This window comes from Anaerotalea alkaliphila, assembly GCF_010179735.1.
GTDB classification, from domain to species: Bacteria; Bacillota; Clostridia; order Lachnospirales; family Vallitaleaceae; genus Anaerotalea; species Anaerotalea alkaliphila.
Map to the genome: position 1 here is coordinate 47,547 of NZ_JAAEEH010000010.1, position 23,334 is coordinate 70,880.

The following is a 23,334-nucleotide window of genomic DNA, read 5'->3' on the forward strand; positions in this document are numbered from 1 at the left end:
AAATGGAGGGAAACACCATGACATTCAACGACATCTTCAAATCCAACTTTATGGAAAAGGTCTCTTCCTTTTCCGTGCTGGATGCAACCCTGGCGCTGGGAGGAGCCCTCCTGCTGGGCATGTTCATCTACTTCACATACCGCAAGACCTTCGCCGGGGTCATGTACTCCAGGCCATTCAACACCTCCCTGGTGCTGCTGACCATGCTGACCACCTTCGTGATCCTGGCGGTGACCACCAACGTGATCCTGTCCCTGGGCATGGTGGGCGCCCTGTCCATCGTCCGGTTCAGGACGGCCATCAAGGACCCCTTGGACCTGGTGTTCCTGTTCTGGGCCATCGGTGCGGGCATCATCCTGGGAGCGGGGATGCTTCCCCTGGCCTTCCTAGGGTCGTTCCTCGTCGGGACGGTGCTGCTCCTGTTGCAGACAAGGGAGGTCCGGGAAATGCCCTACATCCTCATGATGGACCTGGAAGGGGAGCATGCGGAAGTCCGGGCCGGAGACCTGGTGCGGAAACGCTATCCCAAATGCAGGCTGAAGTCCAAGACCATCAGCGGAGGGGAAATCGAGCTGATCTATGAAGTGCGGCTGAAAAACGGAGACACGGGATTCATGAACGAGCTGTCCGGCCTGCATGGGGTGAAGAACACCACCCTGGTCAGCTACAATGGAGAATACGCCGCATAGGAGGCGCTGAAAGGAGAATGGAAAAATGAAACCATACAAGAAACGGTTTTTGGGACTGGCCATGGCCCTGCTGTTGCTGGGGGGATGCGCCCAGGGGCAGGAAGCCGCAACCCCCCAGCAGGAGGTGGCCGCCGCGTACGCTTCAGGCGCCTCCGTCATAAAGGCGGCGGCAAACCTTGAGGCCCAGGTGGGCTACAGCCTGGAGGACCTGGAGTCCGGCTGGAGTCCGGAAGCGGCAACGTCCATCGCCGGGACGGGGACGTCCTGGGAAGTGGAGGGCAGCGGCGTCGAGCTGAGGGACAGCCAGGCGGTCATCGTTGCCGGAGGCACCTACGTGGTTTCCGGTGTGATGGAGGACGGCATGCTGCTGGTTGACGCGGAGGACGCAGCCACCGTGCGGATCGTCCTGAACGGTGCGGAACTGAAAAGCGCGTCCGACGCCCCCATCTACGTGAAAAACGCGGAGAAGGCCATCCTCACCCTGGAGGAAGGGACCTTGAACCGGGTGGAGGACGGAACGACCAGGCCGGAAGAGACGGAAGAGATGGAAACCGCAGGCGGGGCCATCTTCAGCAACGACGACCTGACCATCAACGGAACCGGTAGCCTGACGGTCCAGGGGAACTACAAGCATGGGGTGGAAGGGGATGACGCGGTCCTGGTGACCGGCGCCGACCTGGAAATCACGGCGGTGAAGGACGGAATCAACGTGAACGACCTTTTCGCCCTGAAGGAGGGAAGCCTGGCCATCACGGCGGGAGACGACGGCATCCATTCCGACGGCGCCCTGGTGGTGGACGGAGGCGTCCTGGCGGTGGAGGAAAGCCAGGAAGGACTGGAGGGCGCCCTGGTGGTGGTGAACGCCGGCGACATCCGCGTCCGGTCGGCGGATGACGGAATCAACACGGCGCTGGACGCGGAGGAAACGGATCCATCCGCAACAGCCGGCCTGACCACAGCCGCAGGCAGGCCCCGGATGGACGCCAATGACGGCAGCAGGTTGGAAATCCGTGGCGGAACCCTTGTGGTGGACGCACAAGGGGACGGTATCGACGCCAACGGGGACATCCTGATGACGGGAGGAAGCGTGACGGTCAACGGGCCGGCGATGGACGCCAACGGAGCCATCGACTACAACGGCAGCTTCACCATGGAAGGGGGCGTCCTGGTGGCGGCGGGAAGCGCCGGCATGGTCCAGGCACCGTCGGAAGCCTCCACACAGAATTCCCTGCTGTTCTATCTGGGAACCCAGAAGGAGGGGGCGACGGTGGAGGTGCTGGATGAAGCGGGCAATGTCCTGGCGGGCATGGAAACCGTCAGGGAATCCGGTTCCCTGGTGGTCTCCACCCCGGAAATCGTCCAGGGAGGAACCTACAGGGTCCTGGTGGACGGCCAGGAAACCGCCAGCCTGGTAGCAGCGGGAACCGTCTCCACCTATGGCCAAGGAGGCATGGGTGGCGGCAGAGGCGGCATGGGGGGACAGTGGGTCCGGCCGGAAGAGGCAAAGCCGGGTCCCGGGAAGCAGGAGCAATAAGGGAAATGGGAAGGGGAGGCCGTTTGCGGCCTCCCCTTCCCATTTCCCTTATTGCTCGATGCTGCAGACCCCGGACTCCCCCTCCTCCTTCAGCAGAAGGTAGAGGAGCCGGTAGAGCTCCATGGCATCCTCCATGGACATGTCCACGCAGGAGACGATTTTATGCGGCACCTCCAACGCCAGCTCCCGAAGGGCCTTCCCCTTCTCCGTCAGATGGATGAAGACCTGGCGCTCGTCCTCGTGGCTTCGCCTGCGGTCCACCAGACCCTGGCTTTCCAGCTTCTTCAGGAGGGGGGTGAGGGTGCCGGAATCCAGGAAAAGCCTTTCCCCCAGGGCCTTGACGGTTTCCCCGTCCCGTTCCCAGAGGGCCAACAGGGTGATGTACTGGGTGTATGTGATTCCCAGGGGCTCCAGCAAGGGGGTGTAGAGTTTGATGATCTTGCGGGAGGCGGCGTAGAGAGGGAAGCAAATCTGGTTTTCCAATTTCAAGGGGTTGTAGTCCATGGTGCATCCTTCTTTCCGTATTTGCCGACTGATGTAAAAGTGCTTGATTTAATTATATACAATCAAATGGGGTGTGTCAATGGGTACGCGAAAAGAGCACCGGCTGCACCGGTGCTCTTTGATCGGGAGGGTTCATGTGGTCTCCAACACGCCTTTTGCAGTCCTGCCGGCGGTGACCAGGAACCAGCCGAAGGCGGCGATGCCGGCGATGATGCCGATGGGGTTCGCGATGCCGGCGGCCAGTTTAAGGCCTTCCGGCGCGGCTAGGATGTAGGTCACGACGACCATGGTCATGAAGGAGGCGGGCAAAGAAGTGATGAAATGAAGCTTGCCGTTTTTGACCAGATAGGATGCGGAGGCCCAGAGCATGATTGTGGCCAGGGTCTGGTTGGACCAGGCGAAGTACCTCCAGATGATGCCGAAGTCCATGAAGGTCAAGGCGACGCCGACGGCAAACAGGGGGATGGCGATGTAGAAGCGGTTGGCGATCTTCCCCTGCTTCAGATGGATGGCGTCGGCGATGGCCAGGCGGGCGCTTCTGAAGGCCGTGTCCCCCGAGGTGATGGGACAGGCCACCACACCCAGGAGGGCCAGGGCGCCTCCGAAGGTGCCCAGGACGCCCACGGAGATGGTGTTGACGACAACGGCGGCTGTGCCGGCTTCTGCCAGGGCTTTGGTGTCGCCGAAGAAGGCCATGGCTGCCGCAGCCCAGATCAGGGCGATGATGCCTTCCGTGATCATGGCGCCGTAGAAGATGCGGCGGCCTTCAGCCTCGTCCTTCAGGCACCGGGCCATGATGGGCGACTGGGTCGCATGGAATCCGCTGATGGCCCCGCAGGCGATGGTGATGAAAAGGTAGGGGAAGATCGCCTTGCCGCCCGGATGGAAATTGGCCAACTGGATTTCAGGAATCGTGTAGCCATTGAGGATGATTCCGGCGATGATGCCGACGCCCATGACCAGCAGGGCAGCGCCAAAGATGGGATAGATCTTCCCGATGATCTTGTCGATGGGCAGGATGGTCGCCAGCATGTAGTAGACGACGATGCCTCCGACCCAGATGTACTTGCTGATGCCGGTCATGCTTTCCAGGATGCCGGCCGGACCGGTGACGAAAACGACGCCCACTAGGACCAGAAGGATGACGGAGAAGATGCGCATGGCGTTTTTGGCGGATGTGCCCAGGTACCTCCCCACGATTTCAGCCATCGTCTCGCCGTCGTGACGGACGGAAAGCATACCGGCGAAGTAGTCATGGGTGGCGCCGGCGAAGATCGAGCCCAGCACGATCCAGAGGAAAGCGGCAGGACCCCAGTAGGCACCGGCGACGGCGCCGAAGATGGGGCCCAGGCCGGCGATGTTGAGAAATTGGATCAGAAAGCCCTTCTTCCAGTCCAGGGGCATGTAGTCCACGCCGTCGTTCAATCTTGCGGCCGGGGTCTTGCGGCCGGCGTCGGCTCCAAAGACGCGCTCCACGAACTTTCCATAGACCAGATATCCCAATACCAGCGCTGTTACGGACAATAGGAATGAAATCATTTTGTATCCTCCTTCGGTCGTTGCGGTTGTTCCCCAACCGGTTGTTGGCACCATTATATCCGATTGCGCAAGGTTTGTTCCTATTTCCGGTTGAAATGCAAAAAAAGCATCCTGAGCGGATGCTTTTCGGACGTGAATGGTAGGCAGACGGTTTCATAGGTGGAAAATCTGTTTGAACGCCTTGAGGTTCCGCCTGCTGACGGGAATGTCCTCGTCCACCTGGGGCATGCGGACGGCGTAGGTGTTGTTGAACCAGGGGATGACCGTTTCGACCGCATCCACATTAATCAGGTAGCTGCGGTGGCAGCGGAAGAATTTGGCGGTGCCCAGGACCGCCTCCAGCTGGCTGAGGGTGTCCTGGGTGGTGTAGGTCTCCTTGGCGGTATGGATGAGCGTGCCGCCTACGCCGGCCACACAACAGATGATTTTCGACGGATTCACCAGATGGATGCGGTCGCCCTTCCACAAGGGCAGTTTGGGGACGGGGTGCGCGGACCGGTGGGACCGCAGCAACTTCTCCAGGGCGGGGTCCGGAACCTCCTCCTTCTTGCGGAGCCGGTACTGTTCGGTCAGCCTGCCGATGGTCTTGGCCAGCCGGTCCTCCATGACGGGTTTCAGGACGTAGTCCACCGCATTCAGCTCGAACGCGTTGACGGCGTACTGGTCGTAGGCGGTGACGAACACCACCAGGGGCTTCTGCCGCAGCTTCAGCAACTGCTCCGCCAACAGGAAGCCGTCCATCTCCGGCATGTTGACATCTAGAAACACCGCATCCGGCTCCTCCAGGATGATCTGCTGCAGCGCCTTCAGGGGATTGGTCCACTTCCCGATGACCTCCAGTCCGCTGTAGGTCTCCAGCATGTACGCCAGCTCTTCCAAAGCCGGCAATTCGTCGTCGACCAACATCACTTTGATGGCCATGGGTATCCTCCTTTCAGGGGCAGGCGGAAGCTGATGTTGGTTCCGGCACCCTCCTCCGATTCGATGGTCAGGCCGGTGTGGTAGATGCCCTGCAGCCTGGCCTGGACGTTCCGCAAGCCGATTCCCGTATGGCCGCCGTTCCCAGCCACAGCGGCTTTCGGAGCCTCCCCGTCCGGATCCAGCAGCCGCCTTACTTGCTCCGGGGACATGCCTTTGCCGTTGTCCGAAATTCGGATGAGGACCTCGTCCCCCTCTTTTTTGGCGGAAATCCGGAGCTCCCCATCCATCCGCAGGGTGCTCAGGCCATGCTTCAGGGCGTTTTCCACAATGGGCTGCAGCAGGAGGGGCGGGACCATGCACTTGATGTCGTCTTCGATTTCATAGAAGACCTTCAAACGGTCGGAGAAGCGCGCCTCCTCGATGCTCAGGTAGCTGTCCACATGCTGGAGTTCCTGTTCGAAAGGGACGAACTCCTCCGTTGTCTTGAATCCGGTCCGGAGGTAGAAGCTCAGTTTGGTCAGCAGTTCCCTGGCCCGGGGCGCATCCGTGCGGCAGAAGGCGATGATCGTATTCAGGGCGTTGAAGAGGAAGTGGGGATGGATCTGGGCCTGCAGCATCTTCAGCTCCGTCCTGGCAAGAAGTTCCCTTTGATGGGTCAGCTGGCTCAGTTCCAGCTGGGTTGAAAACAGGTGGCCGAGGCCTTTCGCCAACTCGGTTTCGGAGGAGGATATGCCGTTGGCCCGGGACTGGTACAGCTTCAGGGTCCCGATCAGCTGGTCCCGCATCAGGAGGGGGACGACGATGGCGGACTGGAGCCTGCAGCCGGGATTCCTGCACTCGATGCCTTCCCGGTTGTGCGCCACGAAGACCTGGCCGGTTTCGATGGCTTTCCTTGTGATTTCCGTGTGGATCGGCTGGTCGGGGCGATGGTGGTCGCTGCCCACCCCCGCATGGGCCAGGATGTGGGTCCTGTCGGTGATGGAGACGGCGCTGACGCCGGTGGAGGCCAGGATGATGTCCGCAGTCTCTTGGGCGGAGGCCTTGTCGAGTCCGTTGCGCAGGATGGGGAGCGTCTTGGTGGCGATGTTCAGGGCCAGCTGCGCCTTGACGGCCGCCGCCCGCTCGTTCTCCTCGTGGATCTGCTCGATGAGCAGGATGAAGGCGGCCGTCCCTGCGGAATTGATGACGCTCATGGGCAGGAAGATGAGCTTGACCAGGTGGAGGGCGGATTCGAAGGGCCTGGCGATCAGCAGGATGATGCCCATCTGGATCGCCTCTATGAGGATGGTCAGGAGGCCGCCCCACAGCCAGCGGTTCGTCTGGCGGTCGATGACCCGTTTGGCATTTCCGGCGATGACGCCGCCGATGATGGTGGAGATGCCGCAGGCGATGGCGGTGAACCTTCCCTCCGGCAGCAGCATCCGGTGCACCCCTGCCAGAACCCCCGCCAGGGTGCCCACCCAAGGCCCCCCGAACAGGCCCGCCACCACCACCCCGATGGAACGGGAGTTGGCGATGGCATCGTCCACCTGGACGCCCGTATAGGTCCCGACGATGCCCAAGCCCCCGAAGATGAGGGAGAAAAGGAGGATGTCGCGTCGCTCCAGCTTGTCCTTCAGGAGGTAGTCCTTCATGAAGCGCGTGCGCGACAGGACGAAGGCCACAAGGACAAGCACCCCCAGTTTGTTGAAAAGACTACCTAGAAGATCCAGAAGCATGGGACACCTCTTTCGCAGGACAGAAGCAGTGTGTGCCGTCAGGGAGGTCGGGGGGCAAGCCCGCTTGTTCCCCGACCTCCCTGACGGCAATGTGTGCAAAGCACGAATGCCGTCGGTTCGCAGTACCGCCACAAACCAATTCTACCACATTCCATCCTGGAGTCCCATCCAAAAAAAAGGCAGGGAAGCAAATTTTTCACAGGATTTTCATGGATCCCATGCTATACTGAAGCCAGGGGAAGACGGTAAAAAACCGTCCCGCCAAAAGGTCAGGAGGGATGCAGGGTGAAGAAGATACTGGTGGTCGACGATGAATTTGGGATCCTGGAAGTGGTCCAGGCCTATCTGCGGAAGGAAGGGTACGAGGTCTATACGGCCACGGCGGGCAACGAGGCCCTGGGGCTGTTCGAAGGGATCCGTCCGGACTTCGTGGTCCTGGACCTGATGCTTCCGGACCTTTCCGGGGAGGAAATCTGCAGGAGGATCCGGGAGCGGTCCGATGTCCCCATCCTTATGCTTACGGCCAAGAAGGAGGAGGAGGACCGGATCAGGGGGCTTGAGTTGGGGGCGGACGACTATCTGACCAAACCCTTCAGCCCCAAGGAGCTGGTCATGCGCGTGAAGGCCATCCTCCGCAGGACAGGCCCGGAAACCTACGTGGAGCGGGACGAGCTTTCCTTCAACCACGGGGACCTGGTGATCGAGAAGGTGGAGCGGGTGGTCCGCAAAGCGGGGCAGGTGTTGGACCTGACCAGAAACGAATACCAGCTGCTGACCACCTTTGCGGAGAACGTGCAGCGGACCTTCACCCGGGAGCAGCTCATCGAATCTTCCTTCGGCTACGACTACCTGGCCTATGACAGGACCATCGACGTGTACGTGAAGAACCTACGGAAGAAGATCGAGGATGACATCAAATCCCCCGTTTACATCCTTACGGTGTACGGGGTGGGCTACAAATTCAAGGGGGAGAGGGACCTATGAGGAGCATGGAAGAGGTGATCCGGAGGAAGCTGCTGAAGCTGTCGGTCCTGATCCTTGCGCTGGTGGCGCTGCTGAGCAACGCGGGCATGCTGTGGGCCTTCGGAGGCTATCTCCGGGAGAGCAGGAAGGAGGAGGACCTGGAGCTGGTGCGGACGGTGGAGGCCGTGATGGCCGACGGACGTCTGGAGAACACGGAGCGATCCGGACTGATGCAGGCGGCCAACCAGTTGGGCGTGCATGTGCAGCTGCAACTTGAGGATGCGGTGGTGCTGGACTCCCTCCAGGGAAGGGGGCACGGCATGATGGGGAACCGTACGGCCCGGCTGGAGCAGGCGGTCCTTGTCTACAAGGAGTACAGCCTGAAGGTCCCCGGCCTGGAAGGTCTTGTGCTCAAGGTGGGACGGACCCAGGGGTGGTTCCTGTCGGTGACGGAACAGTCCTTCATCCTCGGGATGAACCTGCTGTATCTGGGGGTTTTCCTGTTGGCGCTGGGTGTGGTGGCGGTGACGGGGCGGAAGGTTTCCAGACAGCTTTCCCGTCCCGTCACCGCCATCCAGCAGGCCACAGAGAAGATCCGGAGGGGGGATTACAGCGGGGTGGAGCTTGCGGAGGACTCCACACTGGAGCTGCACAACCTGTCCGGGGCCATCCAGGAGCTGGCCCGTCAGCTGGCAAAACAGGAGGAGATCCGAAAACGGATGACCACGGACATCGCCCACGAGATGCGGAGCCCCCTGGCGGTGGTGCGCAGCCAGATCGAGGCCATGATGGACGGGGTCCTGGAAGTGGATCACGAGCGGTTCGCCCGCCTGGACGGGGAAATCATGCGCCTGACGAAGCTGCTGGAGGACCTGAACGAGCTTTCCATCGTGGAGAACGAGCTCTACACCCTCCACCGGACACGCTTCGACCTGTCCGGCCTGGTGGAGGAGAGCGTGGAGCGCTTCGGCCCCATGTACGAATCCAAGGGGCTGGAGCTGCGGAAGGAAATCAGGCCGGGGCTGTTCTTCCATGGGGATCCGGACCGGATGGCCCAGGTCCTGAACAACCTGCTTTCCAACAGCTGCAAGTACACGGACGCAGGGTTTGCCCGGGTCCGGCTGGAAGGAACGGAACAGGCGTGGACCCTCACGGTGGAGGACACGGGCATCGGGATTCCGGAGAAGGACCTGCCCTACATCTTCGACCGGTTCTACCGGGTGGACCCTTCCAGAAGCCGCCTGACCGGCGGTGCAGGCATCGGTTTGGCCATCGTGCGCAAGATTGCGGACGCCCATGGTCTGGAGGTGGAGGCGGGTCCGGGCGGCACCGGAGGAACCCGGTTCGCGTTGCGCCACAAATCAAATCAATGAAATCGGTTGCGCGGGCAACCGGGAAAGAGGTGTGGATGATGGGTTGGAAAGCAAGCGTGTATTCCGACGGCTCCTCCTATTTTGTGCGTCCCCAGGCCCCCAGGCTGGGGGAACTGGTGGAGATCCGTCTGCGGATGCGGAAGAACGAGGAGGTGAAGGGCGTGAAGCTGCGCAGGGTGCTGAACGGAAGCGAATCCCTGCAGTCCATGGAGCGCTTGGAGGAGGGTGGGAAATGGCTGGTCTTTCGCCTTTCCATCCCCATGAACCAGCCCCGGATCCGCTACCACTTCTACATTTACACGGAAAGGGAGATCCTCTTCTACAACCAGCTGGAGCTATCCGACACCATGCCCACGGAAGACGGGGACTTCAAGCTGGTGGCGGGATACCAGGGGCCCGACTGGGTCCGCAGCTCCGTGTTCTACCAGATTTTTCCGGACCGGTTCTGCAACGGGAATCCGGAGAACGACGTCCGGGACGGGGAATACACCTTCGACGGACACCCCACCGTGAAGATGGACTGGAACGAGCCGCCTAGGGAGTACCAGGATGTCTTCTGCCTGGACTTCTACGGAGGGGACCTGGAAGGGGTGGAGCAGAAGATCCCCTATTTTCAGGAGATGGGCTTCAACGCCCTCTACCTCAACCCCATCTTCCATTCCGCCACCTCCCATCGGTACGACTGCCTGGACTACTTCCGGGTGGATCCCCATCTGGGAGGGGACACTGCCCTGTCTTCCCTCACCGGTGCCCTCCGGCGGGAGGGGATGAAGGTGGTGGTGGATGTTTCCATCAACCACACCGGCACCGCCCACAAATGGTTCAACAAGGAGAACGTCTTCTTCCCTCCGGAGGTGGGCGCCTTCCAGAATCCCGGAGCCCCGGAGAGGGATTACTACTTCTTCCTGGAGGATAACGACTACCACAAATGGTATGGGGTGGAAACCCTGCCCACCCTGAACTACACCTCCGGAAGGCTCCGGGACATCCTGTACCGGAGGGAGGACTCTATGGTGAAGAAGTGGCTGAAGCCGCCCTACGCCATCGACGGCTGGCGCTTCGACGTGGCCAACGACATGGCGCGGAACGACGCCATCGACCTGTCCCAGGAAGTCTGGCGGGAGATTTTCACCCACATCAAGGGGGTGGCCCCCCAGGCCTATGTGCTGGCGGAACAATGGATGGACTGCGCGGAATACCTCCAGGGGGACATGTGGGACAGCCCCATGAACTACTTCGGCTGCGCCCGTCCCATCCGCCAGTTCGTGGGGGAACAGGACCTGTTCATCGGCCGGGATCCGGACCTGCGGGAGGTGAAGGCCCCCATGGGGGCGGAGCAGCTGCGGAAGAGGATCCTCCAGCACTTCGGGAGGATGCCCCACCAGCTTGCCCTGAACCAGTTCAACCTGCTGGACAGCCATGACACCCCCAGGTTGCACAACAATCCGGAAATCGCCCCCGGCGCCGTCGCCATCGCCGTCCAGATGCTCTTCACCCTTCCGGGGGTGCCCAGCGTCTACTACGGGGACGAGGTGGGCCTTTCCGGCGGAATGGAAACCGTGGAGGGATGCCGCCATCCCATGGAGTGGAATCCGGAGAAATGGAACAAGGAAACCGTCCGTCTTTACAGGACATTGGCAAGGCTGAAGCGGGAAAACCCCTGCCTCCACGAGGGCGGATTCAAATTCCTGCTGGCCCGGGGGAGGACGGTGGTATGGGCCCGGTTCACACCCACGGAAGCCCTGGTGCTGGCGGCCTCCATGGAGGCGGAAGCCCAAACTGCAGCCATCCCCCTGGGGGACATCGGTGTGGACGACGGCTGGACCTGGTCTGAAGTCCTGGGCAAGCCGGTGGACATGGCTTGGGACCCTTCCGGCGAAACCCTGCACCTGCATCTTCCCGCCGGGGGCAGCCGGCTGCTGCGCTGGGTCAAGGACAAGCCAAGATTCGAGCACGCCCACTGGACCTGGAACGCCAACATCTACGAAGTGAACATCCGGCAATACACCCCGGAGGGAACCTTCCGGGCCTTCCAGGAACACCTGCCCAGGCTGAAGGAGATGGGCGTGGACATCCTGTGGCTCATGCCCATCCAGCCCATCGGCAGGAAGAACAGGAAGGGAACCTTGGGCAGCAACTATTCCGTCATGGACTACAAGGCATGCAATCCGGAGTTCGGGACGCTGGAGGAATTCAAGGCGCTGGTGGATGCGGCCCATGGCATGGGCATGCGGATCCTCCTGGACTGGGTGGCCAACCATACGGCCTGGGACCATGTCTGGACCACCCTGCATCCCGAATGGTACCTGAAGGATGATAAGGGGGAAATCCATTCCTATGTCTACGACAATGGAAAGGAGCTGGAGTACTGGACCGACGTGGTGGGTCTGGACTACGGGAATCCGGAGGTCTGGGACGCCATGGAGGACGCGCTGCAGTACTGGATCCGGGAAACGGACATCGACGGATACCGGTGTGATGTGGCCGGTCTGCTGCCCACCGGATTCTGGGAAAGGGCTCGGGAAAAAATGGAGGAAATCAAGAAGGTCTTCCTGCTGGCTGAGTGGTCCACGGTGGAGCTTCACGAGAAGGCCTTCGACATGACCTACGATTGGGGAATCTACGACCGGATGGGGGAAATAGCCAAGGGGGAAGCGACCGCCCTGGACCTGAAGGCGTACACGGAGAAGGCCTTGGCGGCTTATCCGGAAGACGCCTACCGGATGGTCTTCACCAGCAACCACGACAAGAACGCCTGGGAGGACTCCGACCTGGAAATGTACGGCGACAGGTTCAGAACATTTGCGGCCCTGGCGGCGGTCCTTCCGGGCATGCCCCTGATTTACGGAGGACAGGAGTCGGGTCTGGACAAGCGGATTTCCTTCTTCGAGAAGGACCCCATCGACTGGAAGGACTACGAGCATGCGGAATTCTACAAGGGGTTGCTGCAGCTGAAAAGGGGGAACCAGGCCCTTTGGAACGGCCAATACGGGGGGGACATGGAGGTCCTGGACTGCAGCGGGAAGGATGTTTTCGCATTCCAAAGGACAAAAGGCTCCAACCGGGTGACGGCCGTGTTCAACCTTTCCGACAGGAAACACGAGGTGGAAGTGGACGGCAAGGCCATTTCCCTGGATCCCTGGGGCTTTGGGATCCTGGTGTGGCCAGGGGATGGAAAAGGAGGAGAGGACATGGACCGCTAGAGTCCCAGGATGGCCTTGGAGAGGCTGAAGAAGGCCAGCAGGGCCACCGCATCCACAACGGTGGTGATGAGGGGGCCCGCCATGATGGCAGGGTCCAACCGCAGCTTCTTGGCGATGATGGGAAGGGCCCCTCCCAGGACCTTTGCCAACACCACGGTCAGGAAGAGGCTGACCGCCACGGTGAAGGCGATCCGGATGTCGGTCCCCTCCAGGAAGTGGATCAGCAGGAAATTTATGGAGGAAAGGGCCGCCCCCACGAGAAGGCTGACCCGCAGTTCCTTTCCCATGACCTTGAAGGCATCCTTCAGGCGGATCTCCTCCAGGGCGAGGCCGCGGATGACCAGGGTGGCGGACTGGGAACCGGCGTTGCCGCCCGTGTCCATGAGCCGGGGGATGAAGGCGGCCAGGATGACCACCGACTGGAGGACCTCCTCGAAGCTGCGGATGATGGAGCCGGTCAGGGTGGCGGAAACCATCAGGACCAGCAGCCAGACGATCCGGTGCCTTGCCAGGACAAAGGAGCTGGTCTTCAGGTAGGCCTCGTCGGAGGGTTCCATGGCTGCCATCTTCTGGAAGTCCTCGGTGTTTTCCTGCTCGATGATGTCCACGATGTCGTCGATGGTGATGATGCCCACCAGCCTCTTTTCCTTGTCCACAACAGGCATGGTGGTCAGGTCGTATTTCCGGAAGAGATGGGCAATCTCCTCCTGGTCCATGGAAGTGTCGATATGGACGATCTTTTTCTCCATGACGTTCCGGATCGGGGTGGCCTCTCCGGCCAGGATCAGGCGGCGGAGGGAGACGATGCCCACCAGCTTCCGGTTCTTGTCCATGACGTAGCAGTTGTTGATGGTCTCCTTGTCCACACCGGTCCTTCGGATGTAGGCCAGAGCCTGGGCGACGCTCATCTCCTCTTTCAGGTCCACATACTCGATGGTCATGATACTGCCTGCGGAATTCTCCGGATACTGGAGGAAGCGGTTGATCAGACGCCTACGGTCGTCGTCGGTATTCTTCAGGATTTTCTTGACCATATTGGCGGGAAGCTCCTCCAGCATGTCCACCGTATCGTCCAGGAAAAGGTCCTCCATGATGCGGGTGACTTCCTGGTCCGTGATGGTTTCAATCAGGTACTGCTTCTGCTCCTGGGGCATGTAGGAGAAGATGTCCGCCACCAGTTCCTTGGGAAGGAGGCGGAAGACGACCACCAGTTTTTCCCCCTTGATTTCCTCCAGGAGTTGTGCGATGTCGACTACGTTCAGATCCAGGAGCATCTGCCGCGCTTCATTGTAATTTCCATTCTCGATAAGCTCCAATAAACGTCTATGCATGAAAACCTCCACGGTCGGATTGTCGGGTGGAAACGCCTCTGTTTCCGCTTTTAGTATAGCAGACATGGAAAGGGAAAAAAACACAATTTTCCTTCCAACCCCTTCCACATGGTTCCAATCCCATGTACAATGAAGGAAAACGCAAGGGGGAGGAGGCAAGGGATGCGAAAGAGAATCATTGTAGGGGTGGCTGTTTTTCTTTCCCTGGTGCTGCTGGTATCCCTGGGAGCGGGTTTGCACCTGTCCAACAGGATTTCCCAGGCGGGAGGGGAATCCTTTTGGGATTCCAGGGAGAAGGCGGAGCATCATGTGCTGGTCCTGCTGGATGACGAGAACCAGGCCTATGGGGAGGAGTTCTTCCAGGGGCTGGAGGCGGCAGCGGCGGAGTACAGGGTGGCGGTGGAAGTCATGCAGCTGGACGGAGGAAACTATGAGGCCGAAGCGGTTTCCGCCCTGGAGCGGGCCCTTTTCGCCAAGGTGGACGGCGTGCTGCTCCACGGGATCCGGGTGGAGAGCGTGGTGGACAAGGTCGCCCTGCTCCAGGAGGAAGGGATTCCTGTGGTCACCCTGCTGGAGGACATGCCGGAAAGCCGCAGGGCGGCCCATGTGGGGGTGAACCGCTACAGCGTAGGGCAGGCTGCGGGGGAGAGTCTGGTCCGGTCCATGGAAGGTGTGGGAAAGGTGGCCGTCATCGAGCAGAAGAGCCAGGGGAGCCGGTCGGAGGCGGAAAATCCGCTGCTTCTGGGTCTGCGGGATGTCCTGCGGGAGAACCCGCAAATCGGTCTCTCCCTGGTGAAGTATTCGGACAAAGGGGTTCTGGGGGCGGAGACCGCCGCGGCCGAGATTTTTCGGGAGAATCCGGAAATCAACGGGATTTTCTGTACGGACGGACAGACGACCTTGGGCGTGGTCCAGTTCCTTGTGGACAGGAACCTGGTGGGTGGCGTATCCCTGGTGGGTTTCGGCAACGACCAGGAGATCCTGGAGTACATCGAAAAGGGTAGGATCGTGGATGCCGCCATCCGGACGGACTACAGCGCCATCGGTTGGAACGCCGTACTGGCCTACTACGAGCAGAAGACAGACCCCAAGACCTACAACTACTACACAACGGAAATCCAGGTGGTGGACGGGGAGAACATTCAGGCCCAAATCAGGGAAATGGAGGATGCCAATGGGGAAAATCAATAGGTTCCGGTCCATCAAGCAGAACATGACCACCTACATGATGGCGGTGATCCTTCTCATGACCATCCTGACGGTCTACACCCTTGGAATCCTGGACCGTTACAAGGACCAGATCCAGAACATGTTCGAAAGGCATATCCAGCTGTCGGAAATCCAACAGCTGGTGACGGACATGGATGCCGACCTGCTGGGGTTCCTGAGCTCGAAGAGCTCCACCCGCCTCAACCGGTTCAACATCAACAAGGCCCGGCTGGAGGAACAGATGGTGGATTGGCCGGAAGAAATCTACAATACAGAGGACATGATGCTCAAGAACATACATCATCTGCTGGAGGAATACCTGCTGCATGCGGAAGAAGCCATCAGCGCCAAGCGGATGCGGAATGTGGGGAAATACTTCGCCGCCTATGAAACCAGCGACAGGATCAGGGGGATGGTGGTGGGTTATGTCGATTCCCTGAACCGGATCCAGTTGGGAAGGAATTCGAAGACTTACCTGGATTTGGTGGAGCAGATCCGTTTGTTGCAGAATATAACCTACAGCATTACAGCGACGGCGGTCCTGCTGTCCCTGCTGATCGTCTACCTGATCACGTCGGGCATGGTGAATCCCCTGACCCACCTCTCCCATGCCGCGGAAGAGATCGCCCGGGGGAATTTCGACACGGAGGACATCCGGGTGGAGTCCGAGGACGAGCTGCATATCCTGGCGGACGCATTCAACAACATGAAGAACAGCATCGGCCGCTACATCGTACAGATCAAGGAGAAGGCGGAGACGGAGGCCCAGCTGAAGGACCAGCAGCTGAAGAACCTGAAGATGGAGCATCTTCTGGACAACGCCAGGCTGTATGCCCTCCAGTCCCAGATCAATCCCCATTTCCTCTTCAACACCATCAACGCCGGCGTCCAGATGTCCATCATGGAGCGGGCGGACAGGACGGGAGCCTTCCTGGAAAGCATGGCCAGGCTCTTCAGGTACAACATCCAGAAGATGGATTCTGTTTGCACCCTGCAGGAGGAGGTCGACAACATCCGGGACTACCATGACTTGCTGAAAGTTCGGTTCGGCGACTTGATCCGCTTCGACTTCGACATCGACCCGAAGAGCCTGGAAGCGCAGGTGCCTCCCCTGATCCTCCAGCCCTTGGTGGAAAACGCCTATATCCACGGCCTGAGCGGCCTGGAGGAGGGAGGCACAATCATCGTGCGGACGAGGAGGGAGGGGGAAGACACCCTGGTCACCGTGGAGGATACGGGTAAAGGCATGGATCCGGAGTCCATCAGGGAGGTCATGGAGAAAAACGGGAAGGAGCCCTCCGGATCCGGGCACGGAATCGGCATGCGGAACGTCCGGGACCGGCTGGAACTCTTCTACCATGCGAAGGACGTCTTTTTCATGGAAAACCTGCAGGAGGGAGGGCTTTCCATCACCATCCGAATCCCCTCCGGAGGAATCTGGAATGGAGGTGGGACGGATGATCAGACTGATGATCGTGGATGATGAACAGATTGTGCTGGACGGGCTCAGGTTCCTGATTGAAGACAGGTTCGAGGACATCCAAATCGTGGCGACCCTCCGGTCCGGACGGGAGGCCGTGGAAGCCTGCAGGACCCTGGTTCCCGACCTGGTCCTGATGGACATCAAGATGCCCGGAATCAGCGGCATCGAAGCAATCGAGACCATCCGGAAGCAACACCAGGAGATCCGGTTCATCATCATATCCGCCTACGAGCAATTCGAGTACGCCCAGCAGGCGGTGGAATTGGGGGTCAGGGAGTACATCCTTAAGCCGGTGAATCCGGCCAAACTGACAGAAGTGCTGCAGAAGGCCGTCCGGGAGATCAAGGAGGAGCAGGAACGGCGGACCCAGGAGATGGAGAACAGGGAAAAGCTGGAGAGGATCCTGCCCGTGCTGGAACACGGCTTCATCTATTCCCTGCTGCTGGGGGAGGACTACCGGGAAGAGCTGGGCCAATACAGGGAACTCTTCGAAATCCAGAAGGAATCGGGGTTCGTCCTGGTCTTCGAATTCGGGGAAGGGGTCCACGGAAAGCTTCGGAACCGGATCGGCACCGGAGTGAAAAGCCAGTCCTTCTATCCCCTGGTCCAGAGCATCCTGAAGTACAAGTGCAAATGCATCGTTGGTCCCATGATCATCAACCGCATGACGGTACTGGTCTACGAGGACAGATGTGAAAATGAATACGAACAGCGGCTGTCCGCCATGGAGCTGGGGGAAGCCCTCCACCAGAAAATCCAGGAGGTCGCGGACACCAACGTCTATGTGGGTATCGGCGGCTGCCATCCGCTGGAGAAGATAAAGAACTCCCTGGAGGAGGCCAACTATGCCCTCAACCGGATGTCCGACGAGCAGATCCTGCACTTCGGGGACATCGCCTTCTGGGAGGACCGGGAGGATGGGTACAGCTTCGTGGACATCAAGGCGGACGAAGTGGAGCTGATCCAGATGATGGAAACGGCACCCGAGGAAGAGCTGGTGCGCCAGGCCAGGCATTTCTTCAACCGGGTGGAAAAGAAATTCAAGGGATCCAGTGTGGACGTGCAGAACATCCTGCTGGAGCTGATGGTGATGGCCCTGGGCTTGTCCTACAGGCACAATCTGCAGGAAGCGGACGTGGGCTACTCCACCTATCTGGGGGAGTTCAAGCGGCTGGAAAGCCTGGTGGAGCTGGAGAACTGGTGCCTGCAGAAGATCCGAAAGATTGCAGGTATGGTACAGGGGAGCAAGCACCAGCATGTGTCCAAAGTGGTCCTGGAGGCAAAGGAATTCATAGACGCCCACTACAACCAGGACCTGAGCCTCCAGGAGGTATCCAAGCGGGTCAGCGTAAGCCCCCAGTATTTCAGCAAGATCTTCAAGGAAGAGATCGGACTCAGCTATGTGGAATATGTGCGCAAGATCCGGATCGACGTGGCCAAGGACATGCTCCGGTCCCAGCAGTATTCCGTCAAGGAAATCTGCTACCGGATCGGATACAACGACCCGAACTACTTCAGCCGCCTGTTCAAGAAACTGGTGGGTGTTTCGCCAACGGACTACAAGTGACCAAAGGGGTAAGGGACAGTGGAAAAAAGAAGAAGGCATCTTTACAAGATAGGAGCGGCAGCGCTGGTGCTGCTGGTCCCCCTGGCGGTCCTTTTGTTTCCGGAATCCGGAAGCGGCAGGGACGACGGCAAAATCCTGATCGGCCTTTCCGCGGACAGCCAGGTGATCGAGCGGTGGCAGCGGGACCAAGAGATTTTCCTCCAGAAGGCGACCGACCTGGGAGCCTCCGTGATCGTCCACAACGCCAATGAGGACAACGAGGTCCAGGTGGCACAGATCCGGACGCTGGTCCGGCAGAAGGTGGATGTGATTGTGGTGATCCCCTACGACAAGGACGGTGTCGCGGAGGCCGTGAACGACGCGAAAAAGGCGGGAATCAAAGTCGTCGCCTACGACCGGCTGGTGAACAATGCGGACTTGGACGCCTATGTCTCCTTCGACCAGGTGAAGGTGGGCCGACTGATGGCTCAGGCGTTGGTGGCGGCGGTTCCGGAGGGGAACATTGCCGTGGCCAACGGTTCGCCGGAGGACAACAACACGAACCTGTTCCGGCAAGGGTACATGGAAGTCCTCCAGCCCCTGGTGGATCGGGGCAGCCTCCGGATCATCGGGGAGACCTGGGCCAGGGACTGGAGGGAAGAGCATGCCTATGCCCTTGTGTCGGGCCTGCTGGATGCAGGCCTTTCCATCCATGGCGTGGTCGGCGCCAACGACAGGCTGGCGGAGGCCGCCATCCGCGCCCTGGCGGAACGGGGCATGGCGGGGAAGGTGCCTGTGGTGGGACACGATGCGGACGTGTCCGCATGCCAGAGGATTGTGGAAGGCACCCAGCTGGCCACCGTCTACAAACCCATTCCAGCCCTGGCGGAGAGGGCCGCGCTTCTGGCGGTGGACCTGGCAAGGGGTGGCGCCGCCCCACAGGAGGAGACGATCTTCAACGGCAGGAAGGAAGTCCCCTATGTGAAGCTGGATGTGGTCCTGGTGACAAAGGAGAACATGCGGGAAACCGTCATCGCCGACGGCTTCCACCGGGAGGAGGACATCTACCGGCAGTAGGAGCAGGACAATCTTAAGGAACGACCTGCTTAAAAAAGTGCTATCGGCCTGGAAGGCAGGCCCCTGGATGGATAAAAAAGTGAAGAAGACCGCGGATGCGGACTATGGAAGGATCAGGCCGTTTTCAGTATACTGAAGTTGCAGCAGTACAAACAGAGAATATGCAATGGAGGTATGGTTATGAAAAGATTGTTAACAGCGGCATTGGTCCTTTCCTTGTCCCTCAGCTTGTTCGCCGGTTGCGGCAGCAAGGATACAGGCACTTCGGGATCCACAGATACGGGAAGCGGAACGGAGCAGCCTGCAGGGGGTAGCGGGTTGGCCATCGGCATCGTCCTTCCCACAAAAGAAGAGCCCCGTTGGGTACAGGATGAAGCCCGGTTCAAGGCAGCGTTGGAAGGCACCGGCTACAGCGCGGAAATCCTCTTCAGCCAGGGCGATTCGGCCAGGGAAAAGCAAAACGTGGAAACCTTGATCGCAAAGGGAATCAAAGTCCTTATCATCACGCCCCATGACGGCGGAGCGGCTGCGGCTGCGGTGGAAGCGGCCAAAGAGGAAGGGATCACCGTCATCTCCTACGACCGTCTGGTGACCAACACCGACGCAGTGGACTACTACATCACCTTCAACTCCGTTTCCGTAGGGGAAGCCCAGGGACAATACCTGGTGGACCAGCTGGAAAGCGGATCCACAGGCAACAACCTGTACCTGTACGCTGGAGCGGCAACGGACAACAACGCCTTCCTCTTCTTCGAAGGCGCCTGGAACGTGCTGCAGCCCAAGATTGCGGACGGAACCTTTGTCGTAAAGAACTCCACAAAAGCGGTTGAACTGAAGGACAAAGCCACACTCACCAGAGAAGAGATGGGACAGATCATCGAGCAGGTGACCACAGACTGGAAACCGGAAGTGGCCAAGTCCAAATCGGAATCCCATATCACGGCGGCGCCTCCCCAAGGCAAGACCTACATCCTGGCTCCCAACGACGGAACGTCCAGAGCCATCTACGACCAGTTCGCCAAGGAAAGCGGCATCGAAATATTCATCACCGGACAGGATGCGGAAGTTCCCTCCATCCAGTACGTCATCGACGGAAAACAGAGCATGACCGTGCTGAAGGACGTAAGGGACCTGGTGCTTGGCGCCATCCAGACGGCCACCGATGTCCTGGAAGGCAAGGAAGTGGAAACCAACGGCCTCTATGACAACGGCAAGGTGGAAGTCAAAGCCAAAGACATCAAAGTCATCACGGTGACCCAGGACAACGTGCAGGACACCATCATCGGTTCGGGCTACTACGAAGCCTCCGAGTTCACAGGACTCTAAAAGACATACGGCAAGCAGGATGCATCCATTGTGGCGGACCCTTACGGGGTCTGCCACAATCAAATCAAAGGAAAAAAGCAAGATGGGATAGGAGCAGGCAGTATGGGCAATATATTGGAAATGAGGAACATCACTAAAGAATTCCCCGGTGTCAAGGCCTTGAGCAATGTGAATTTCCAGGTCAAGGAAGGAGAGATTCATTGCTTGGTTGGGGAAAACGGAGCCGGGAAGTCCACGTTGATGAAAGTCTTGAGCGGGGTGTATCCCTACGGCGAATACGCCGGTGACATCGTGTACAAGGATGAGGTGCAGAAGTTCGGCAGGATCGCCGACAGCGAAAAGAAGGGAATCGCCATCATCTACCAGGAACTGGCACTGGTGCCGGACATGACGGTTTACGAGAACATTTTCCTGGGGCATGAAATCAAGAAGAACGGCGTGGTGAACTGGAACAGCACCAAGATCGAGGCGGACAGGATGCTGAAGAAAGTCAAGCTGAACGTGCATCCTGCCTCGAAGGTCATCGACCTGGGCGTAGGGGTGCAACAGCTGGTGGAAATCGCAAAGGCCCTCAGCAAGGAAGTGAAGCTGATGATTCTGGACGAGCCCACGGCGGCCTTGAACGAGGACGACAGCGACAACCTCCTGGAGCTGATGCTGGACCTCAAGAAGCAGGGGGTCACCTGCATCATGATTTCCCACAAGCTGAAGGAAGTCATCCATGTGGCGGACACGGTGACGGTCCTGCGGGACGGGCAGACCATCTGCTCCCTGCATGCTGACAAGGGGGAAATCAACGAACGGGACATCATCAAGCACATGGTGGGCAGGGAAATCAACGACATTTTCCCCAAGAGGGACAAGAAACAGATCGGGGAAGTGCAGCTGGAGGTCAAGAACTGGTCCGCCTATGACCACAAGCTGGGCAGGAAGGTCGTCAAGGGTGTGGACTTCAACATCCGGAAGGGGGAAATCGTAGGGATTGCTGGACTCATGGGAGCCGGAAGGACGGAGTTCGCCCTCAGCATCTTCGGAAATTCCAGGAACTACCAGATCGAGGGGGACATCTACATCAAAGGGAGCAAGGTCCAGCTCGCCAGCCCCAAGAAGGCCATCGACCATGGACTGGCCTATGTGTCCGAAGACCGGAAGGGGAACGGGCTGATCCTCATCCAGGACGTGAAGGAGAACATCTCCATGGCCAACCTGGCGGGAATCGCCAAGAACCATGTGATCGACAGGAATATGGAAATACAGGTCGCAGAAGGCTACAAGACCTCCTTGAACATCAAGACTCCGTCCATCGAACAGAAGGTGGGCAACCTGAGCGGAGGAAACCAGCAGAAGGTGGCCATAGGGAAGTGGCTGTTCGTGGAACCCAACATCCTGATCCTGGATGAACCAACCCGAGGCATCGATGTAGGCGCCAAGTTTGAAATCTACACCATCATGAACAAGCTGGTGGCACAGGGACTCAGCGTAATCATGATCTCCTCCGAACTTCCGGAAGTACTGGGCATGAGCGACAGGGTCTATGTCATGGCGGAAGGCAGAATGACGGGAGAACTGGCGATCGAAAACGCCACGCAGGAAAAAATCATGGAAATGGCGACCATTTAGGAGGAGAGAAACATGTTCAAGAACATTACTGGTGCAATCAAAGAAAACATTAGGGATTACGGGATGTACATCGCCCTTGCCCTGATCATGTTCATATTCACGACCTTGACAGACGGGCTTTTCATGAACCCCCGGGTGATTTCGGACCTGATCGACATGACCGGCTACATCGCCGTGCTGTCCGTAGGGGTCACCCTGGTCATCATCATCCGGCACATCGACCTCTCCGTGGGCTATGTTTCCGGTTTCCTGGGGGCGGTGGCGGCCATCCTGAGTTCCAGGTTCAACATGCCCTTGCCGCTGATCATCGTCCTGGTGCTCCTTTTGGGAGCGACCGTTGGTCTTCTGTGGACGGGCATCCTGGTGGCCCATGTTAAAATCCCTGCTTTTGTGGCCACTTTGGCCGCAATGACCATCTTCAGGGGATTCCTGATCCAGATCACCAAAAGCGAGACCATTTTCACCAACAACGACGCCTTCAACGCCATCGGCAACGGCTATATTCCAGACATCTTCCAGGGACAGGGCCTTCATCTGACAAGCCTCCTGTTGGGTATGGTGGCCATCGCCCTTTACTTCGTCCTGGAGGTCAAGAACCGCAGGAAGCAGCAGGAGTTCGGCCTGTTCGTGAGCGCCCTGCCGGCATTCCTGGCGAAGCTGGCGTTCGTGGCTGTCGTGGTCATGTACTTCGTATGGAAGCTGGCCAGCTTCAAGGGGTTCTCCTATACGGCGGTCATCGTTGGGGTGGTCGTGGTCGTCTACAACTTCGTGACCAAGAACACCACCCTTGGCAGGCACATCTATGCGGTGGGAGGCAACCCGGAAGCGGCGGAGCTGTCCGGCATCAGCGTGAAGTTCATCACCCTGGTGGTCTTCGGTTCCATGGGCATGCTGGCAGGACTTTCCGGCCTTCTGTTCACCGCCAGGCTACAGTCGGCAACCCCCACCGCAGGCATGGGATTCGAGCTGGATGCCATCGCTGGAGCCTTCGTGGGCGGCACCTCCGCATCCGGTGGCGTGGGTAAAGTGACAGGATCCATCATCGGCGCCCTGGTCATGGCATCCCTCAGCAAGGGCATGGACCTGATGAACGTGGGCGTGTCCTACCAGTACATCATCCGCGGCCTGGTTCTGGCTGCAGCGGTCGTCTTCGACGTGAAAACGAGAAACATGCGGGCGAAAAGCGCCTAGGAGACATGAAAGCGAAAGGGACAATCCGGAAGGGTTGTCCCTTTCGCTTTGGGTAAAATTATTGTTAAATAAAAAACATATTGATAACCGTCGATGTGTGCGTTATA

At 59.1% G+C, this 23,334-nt stretch carries 17 protein-coding genes; 12 read left to right on the plus strand and 5 right to left on the minus strand.

What is annotated here, in order from left to right; all coding sequences use genetic code 11:
• The first annotated feature begins 17 nt into the window (after positions 1–17).
• Both GXN74_RS05155 and GXN74_RS05160 read left to right on the plus strand, forming a co-directional pair.
• Positions 18–689 carry a DUF4956 domain-containing protein gene (locus GXN74_RS05155; protein WP_162369863.1) on the plus strand — a complete coding sequence of 224 codons (672 nt, stop codon included), beginning with the start codon at positions 18–20 and terminating at the stop codon, positions 687–689.
• Positions 690–714: 25 nt separating this feature from the next.
• The gene (locus tag GXN74_RS05160; RefSeq protein ID WP_162369864.1) at positions 715–2,223 is read left to right on the plus strand and encodes a carbohydrate-binding domain-containing protein; all 1,509 of its coding nucleotides are present in this window, start codon (positions 715–717) and stop codon (positions 2,221–2,223) included.
• Between the two features lie 48 nt (positions 2,224–2,271).
• Here the strand turns inward: GXN74_RS05160 and GXN74_RS05165 are convergent, their stop codons facing one another.
• The 4 genes from GXN74_RS05165 to GXN74_RS05180 all read right to left on the minus strand — a co-directional run bounded on the left by GXN74_RS05165 (position 2,272) and on the right by GXN74_RS05180 (position 6,905).
• Positions 2,272–2,727 (minus strand): MarR family winged helix-turn-helix transcriptional regulator, encoded by a 456-nt coding sequence (locus tag GXN74_RS05165; RefSeq protein ID WP_162369865.1) that lies wholly within the window; start codon positions 2,725–2,727, stop codon positions 2,272–2,274.
• A 132-nt stretch (positions 2,728–2,859) separates the two neighbouring features.
• On the minus strand, positions 2,860–4,266 hold the full coding sequence (locus tag GXN74_RS05170) for a carbon starvation CstA family protein (RefSeq protein ID WP_162369866.1): 1,407 nt from the start codon (positions 4,264–4,266) through the stop codon (positions 2,860–2,862).
• A 153-nt stretch (positions 4,267–4,419) separates the two neighbouring features.
• Positions 4,420–5,187, minus strand: a complete 768-nt coding sequence (locus tag GXN74_RS05175; RefSeq protein ID WP_162369867.1) for a LytR/AlgR family response regulator transcription factor — start codon at positions 5,185–5,187, stop codon at positions 4,420–4,422.
• On the minus strand, positions 5,172–6,905 hold the full coding sequence (locus GXN74_RS05180; RefSeq protein ID WP_162369868.1) for a sensor histidine kinase: 1,734 nt from the start codon (positions 6,903–6,905) through the stop codon (positions 5,172–5,174). Before GXN74_RS05180 ends, GXN74_RS05175 begins: the two co-directional genes overlap by 16 nt.
• A gap of 285 nt (positions 6,906–7,190) precedes the next feature.
• On the opposite strand from GXN74_RS05180, the gene GXN74_RS05185 reads away from it, so the two are divergent.
• Genes GXN74_RS05185 through GXN74_RS05195 form a run of 3 tightly spaced genes read left to right on the plus strand, consistent with a single transcriptional unit; the run spans position 7,191 to position 12,444 of the window.
• Complete coding sequence (locus GXN74_RS05185) at positions 7,191–7,889, plus strand: response regulator (protein ID WP_162369869.1); 699 nt, start codon at positions 7,191–7,193, stop codon at positions 7,887–7,889.
• Positions 7,886–9,241, plus strand: coding sequence for a sensor histidine kinase (locus tag GXN74_RS05190; protein WP_162369870.1), 1,356 nt, complete (start codon positions 7,886–7,888; stop codon positions 9,239–9,241). The genes GXN74_RS05185 and GXN74_RS05190 overlap by 4 nt, the downstream gene beginning before the upstream one ends.
• A 35-nt stretch (positions 9,242–9,276) precedes the next feature.
• On the plus strand, positions 9,277–12,444 hold the full coding sequence (locus GXN74_RS05195; RefSeq protein ID WP_162369871.1) for an alpha-amylase family glycosyl hydrolase: 3,168 nt from the start codon (positions 9,277–9,279) through the stop codon (positions 12,442–12,444).
• Here the strand turns inward: GXN74_RS05195 and mgtE are convergent.
• On the minus strand, positions 12,441–13,775 hold the full coding sequence (mgtE, locus tag GXN74_RS05200; protein ID WP_162369872.1) for a magnesium transporter: 1,335 nt from the start codon (positions 13,773–13,775) through the stop codon (positions 12,441–12,443). The two genes, GXN74_RS05195 and mgtE, sit on opposite strands and share 4 nt — an antisense overlap.
• A 162-nt stretch (positions 13,776–13,937) precedes the next feature.
• On the opposite strand from mgtE, the gene GXN74_RS05205 reads away from it, so the two are divergent.
• The 7 genes from GXN74_RS05205 to GXN74_RS05235 all read left to right on the plus strand — a co-directional run bounded on the left by GXN74_RS05205 (position 13,938) and on the right by GXN74_RS05235 (position 23,227).
• Positions 13,938–14,966 (plus strand): sugar ABC transporter substrate-binding protein, encoded by a 1,029-nt coding sequence (locus GXN74_RS05205; protein ID WP_162369873.1) that lies wholly within the window; start codon positions 13,938–13,940, stop codon positions 14,964–14,966.
• Positions 14,950–16,467, plus strand: coding sequence for a sensor histidine kinase (locus GXN74_RS05210; RefSeq protein WP_162369874.1), 1,518 nt, complete (start codon positions 14,950–14,952; stop codon positions 16,465–16,467). The genes GXN74_RS05205 and GXN74_RS05210 overlap by 17 nt, the downstream gene beginning before the upstream one ends.
• Entirely contained in the window at positions 16,442–18,034 is a 1,593-nt protein-coding gene (locus GXN74_RS05215; protein WP_162369875.1) for a response regulator transcription factor, read from the plus strand. The genes GXN74_RS05210 and GXN74_RS05215 overlap by 26 nt, the downstream gene beginning before the upstream one ends.
• An 18-nt stretch (positions 18,035–18,052) precedes the next feature.
• Positions 18,053–19,090, plus strand: a complete 1,038-nt coding sequence (locus GXN74_RS05220; RefSeq protein ID WP_162369876.1) for a substrate-binding domain-containing protein — start codon at positions 18,053–18,055, stop codon at positions 19,088–19,090.
• A gap of 180 nt (positions 19,091–19,270) precedes the next feature.
• The gene (locus tag GXN74_RS05225) at positions 19,271–20,416 is read left to right on the plus strand and encodes a sugar ABC transporter substrate-binding protein (protein ID WP_162369877.1); all 1,146 of its coding nucleotides are present in this window, start codon (positions 19,271–19,273) and stop codon (positions 20,414–20,416) included.
• Between the two features lie 102 nt (positions 20,417–20,518).
• A complete protein-coding gene (locus GXN74_RS05230; RefSeq protein WP_162369878.1) occupies positions 20,519–22,036 on the plus strand; it encodes a sugar ABC transporter ATP-binding protein in 1,518 nt (505 codons plus the stop codon).
• 12 nt (positions 22,037–22,048) lie between these two features.
• Positions 22,049–23,227, plus strand: coding sequence for a sugar ABC transporter permease (locus GXN74_RS05235; protein ID WP_162369879.1), 1,179 nt, complete (start codon positions 22,049–22,051; stop codon positions 23,225–23,227).
• The last annotated feature ends 107 nt before the right edge of the window (positions 23,228–23,334 follow it).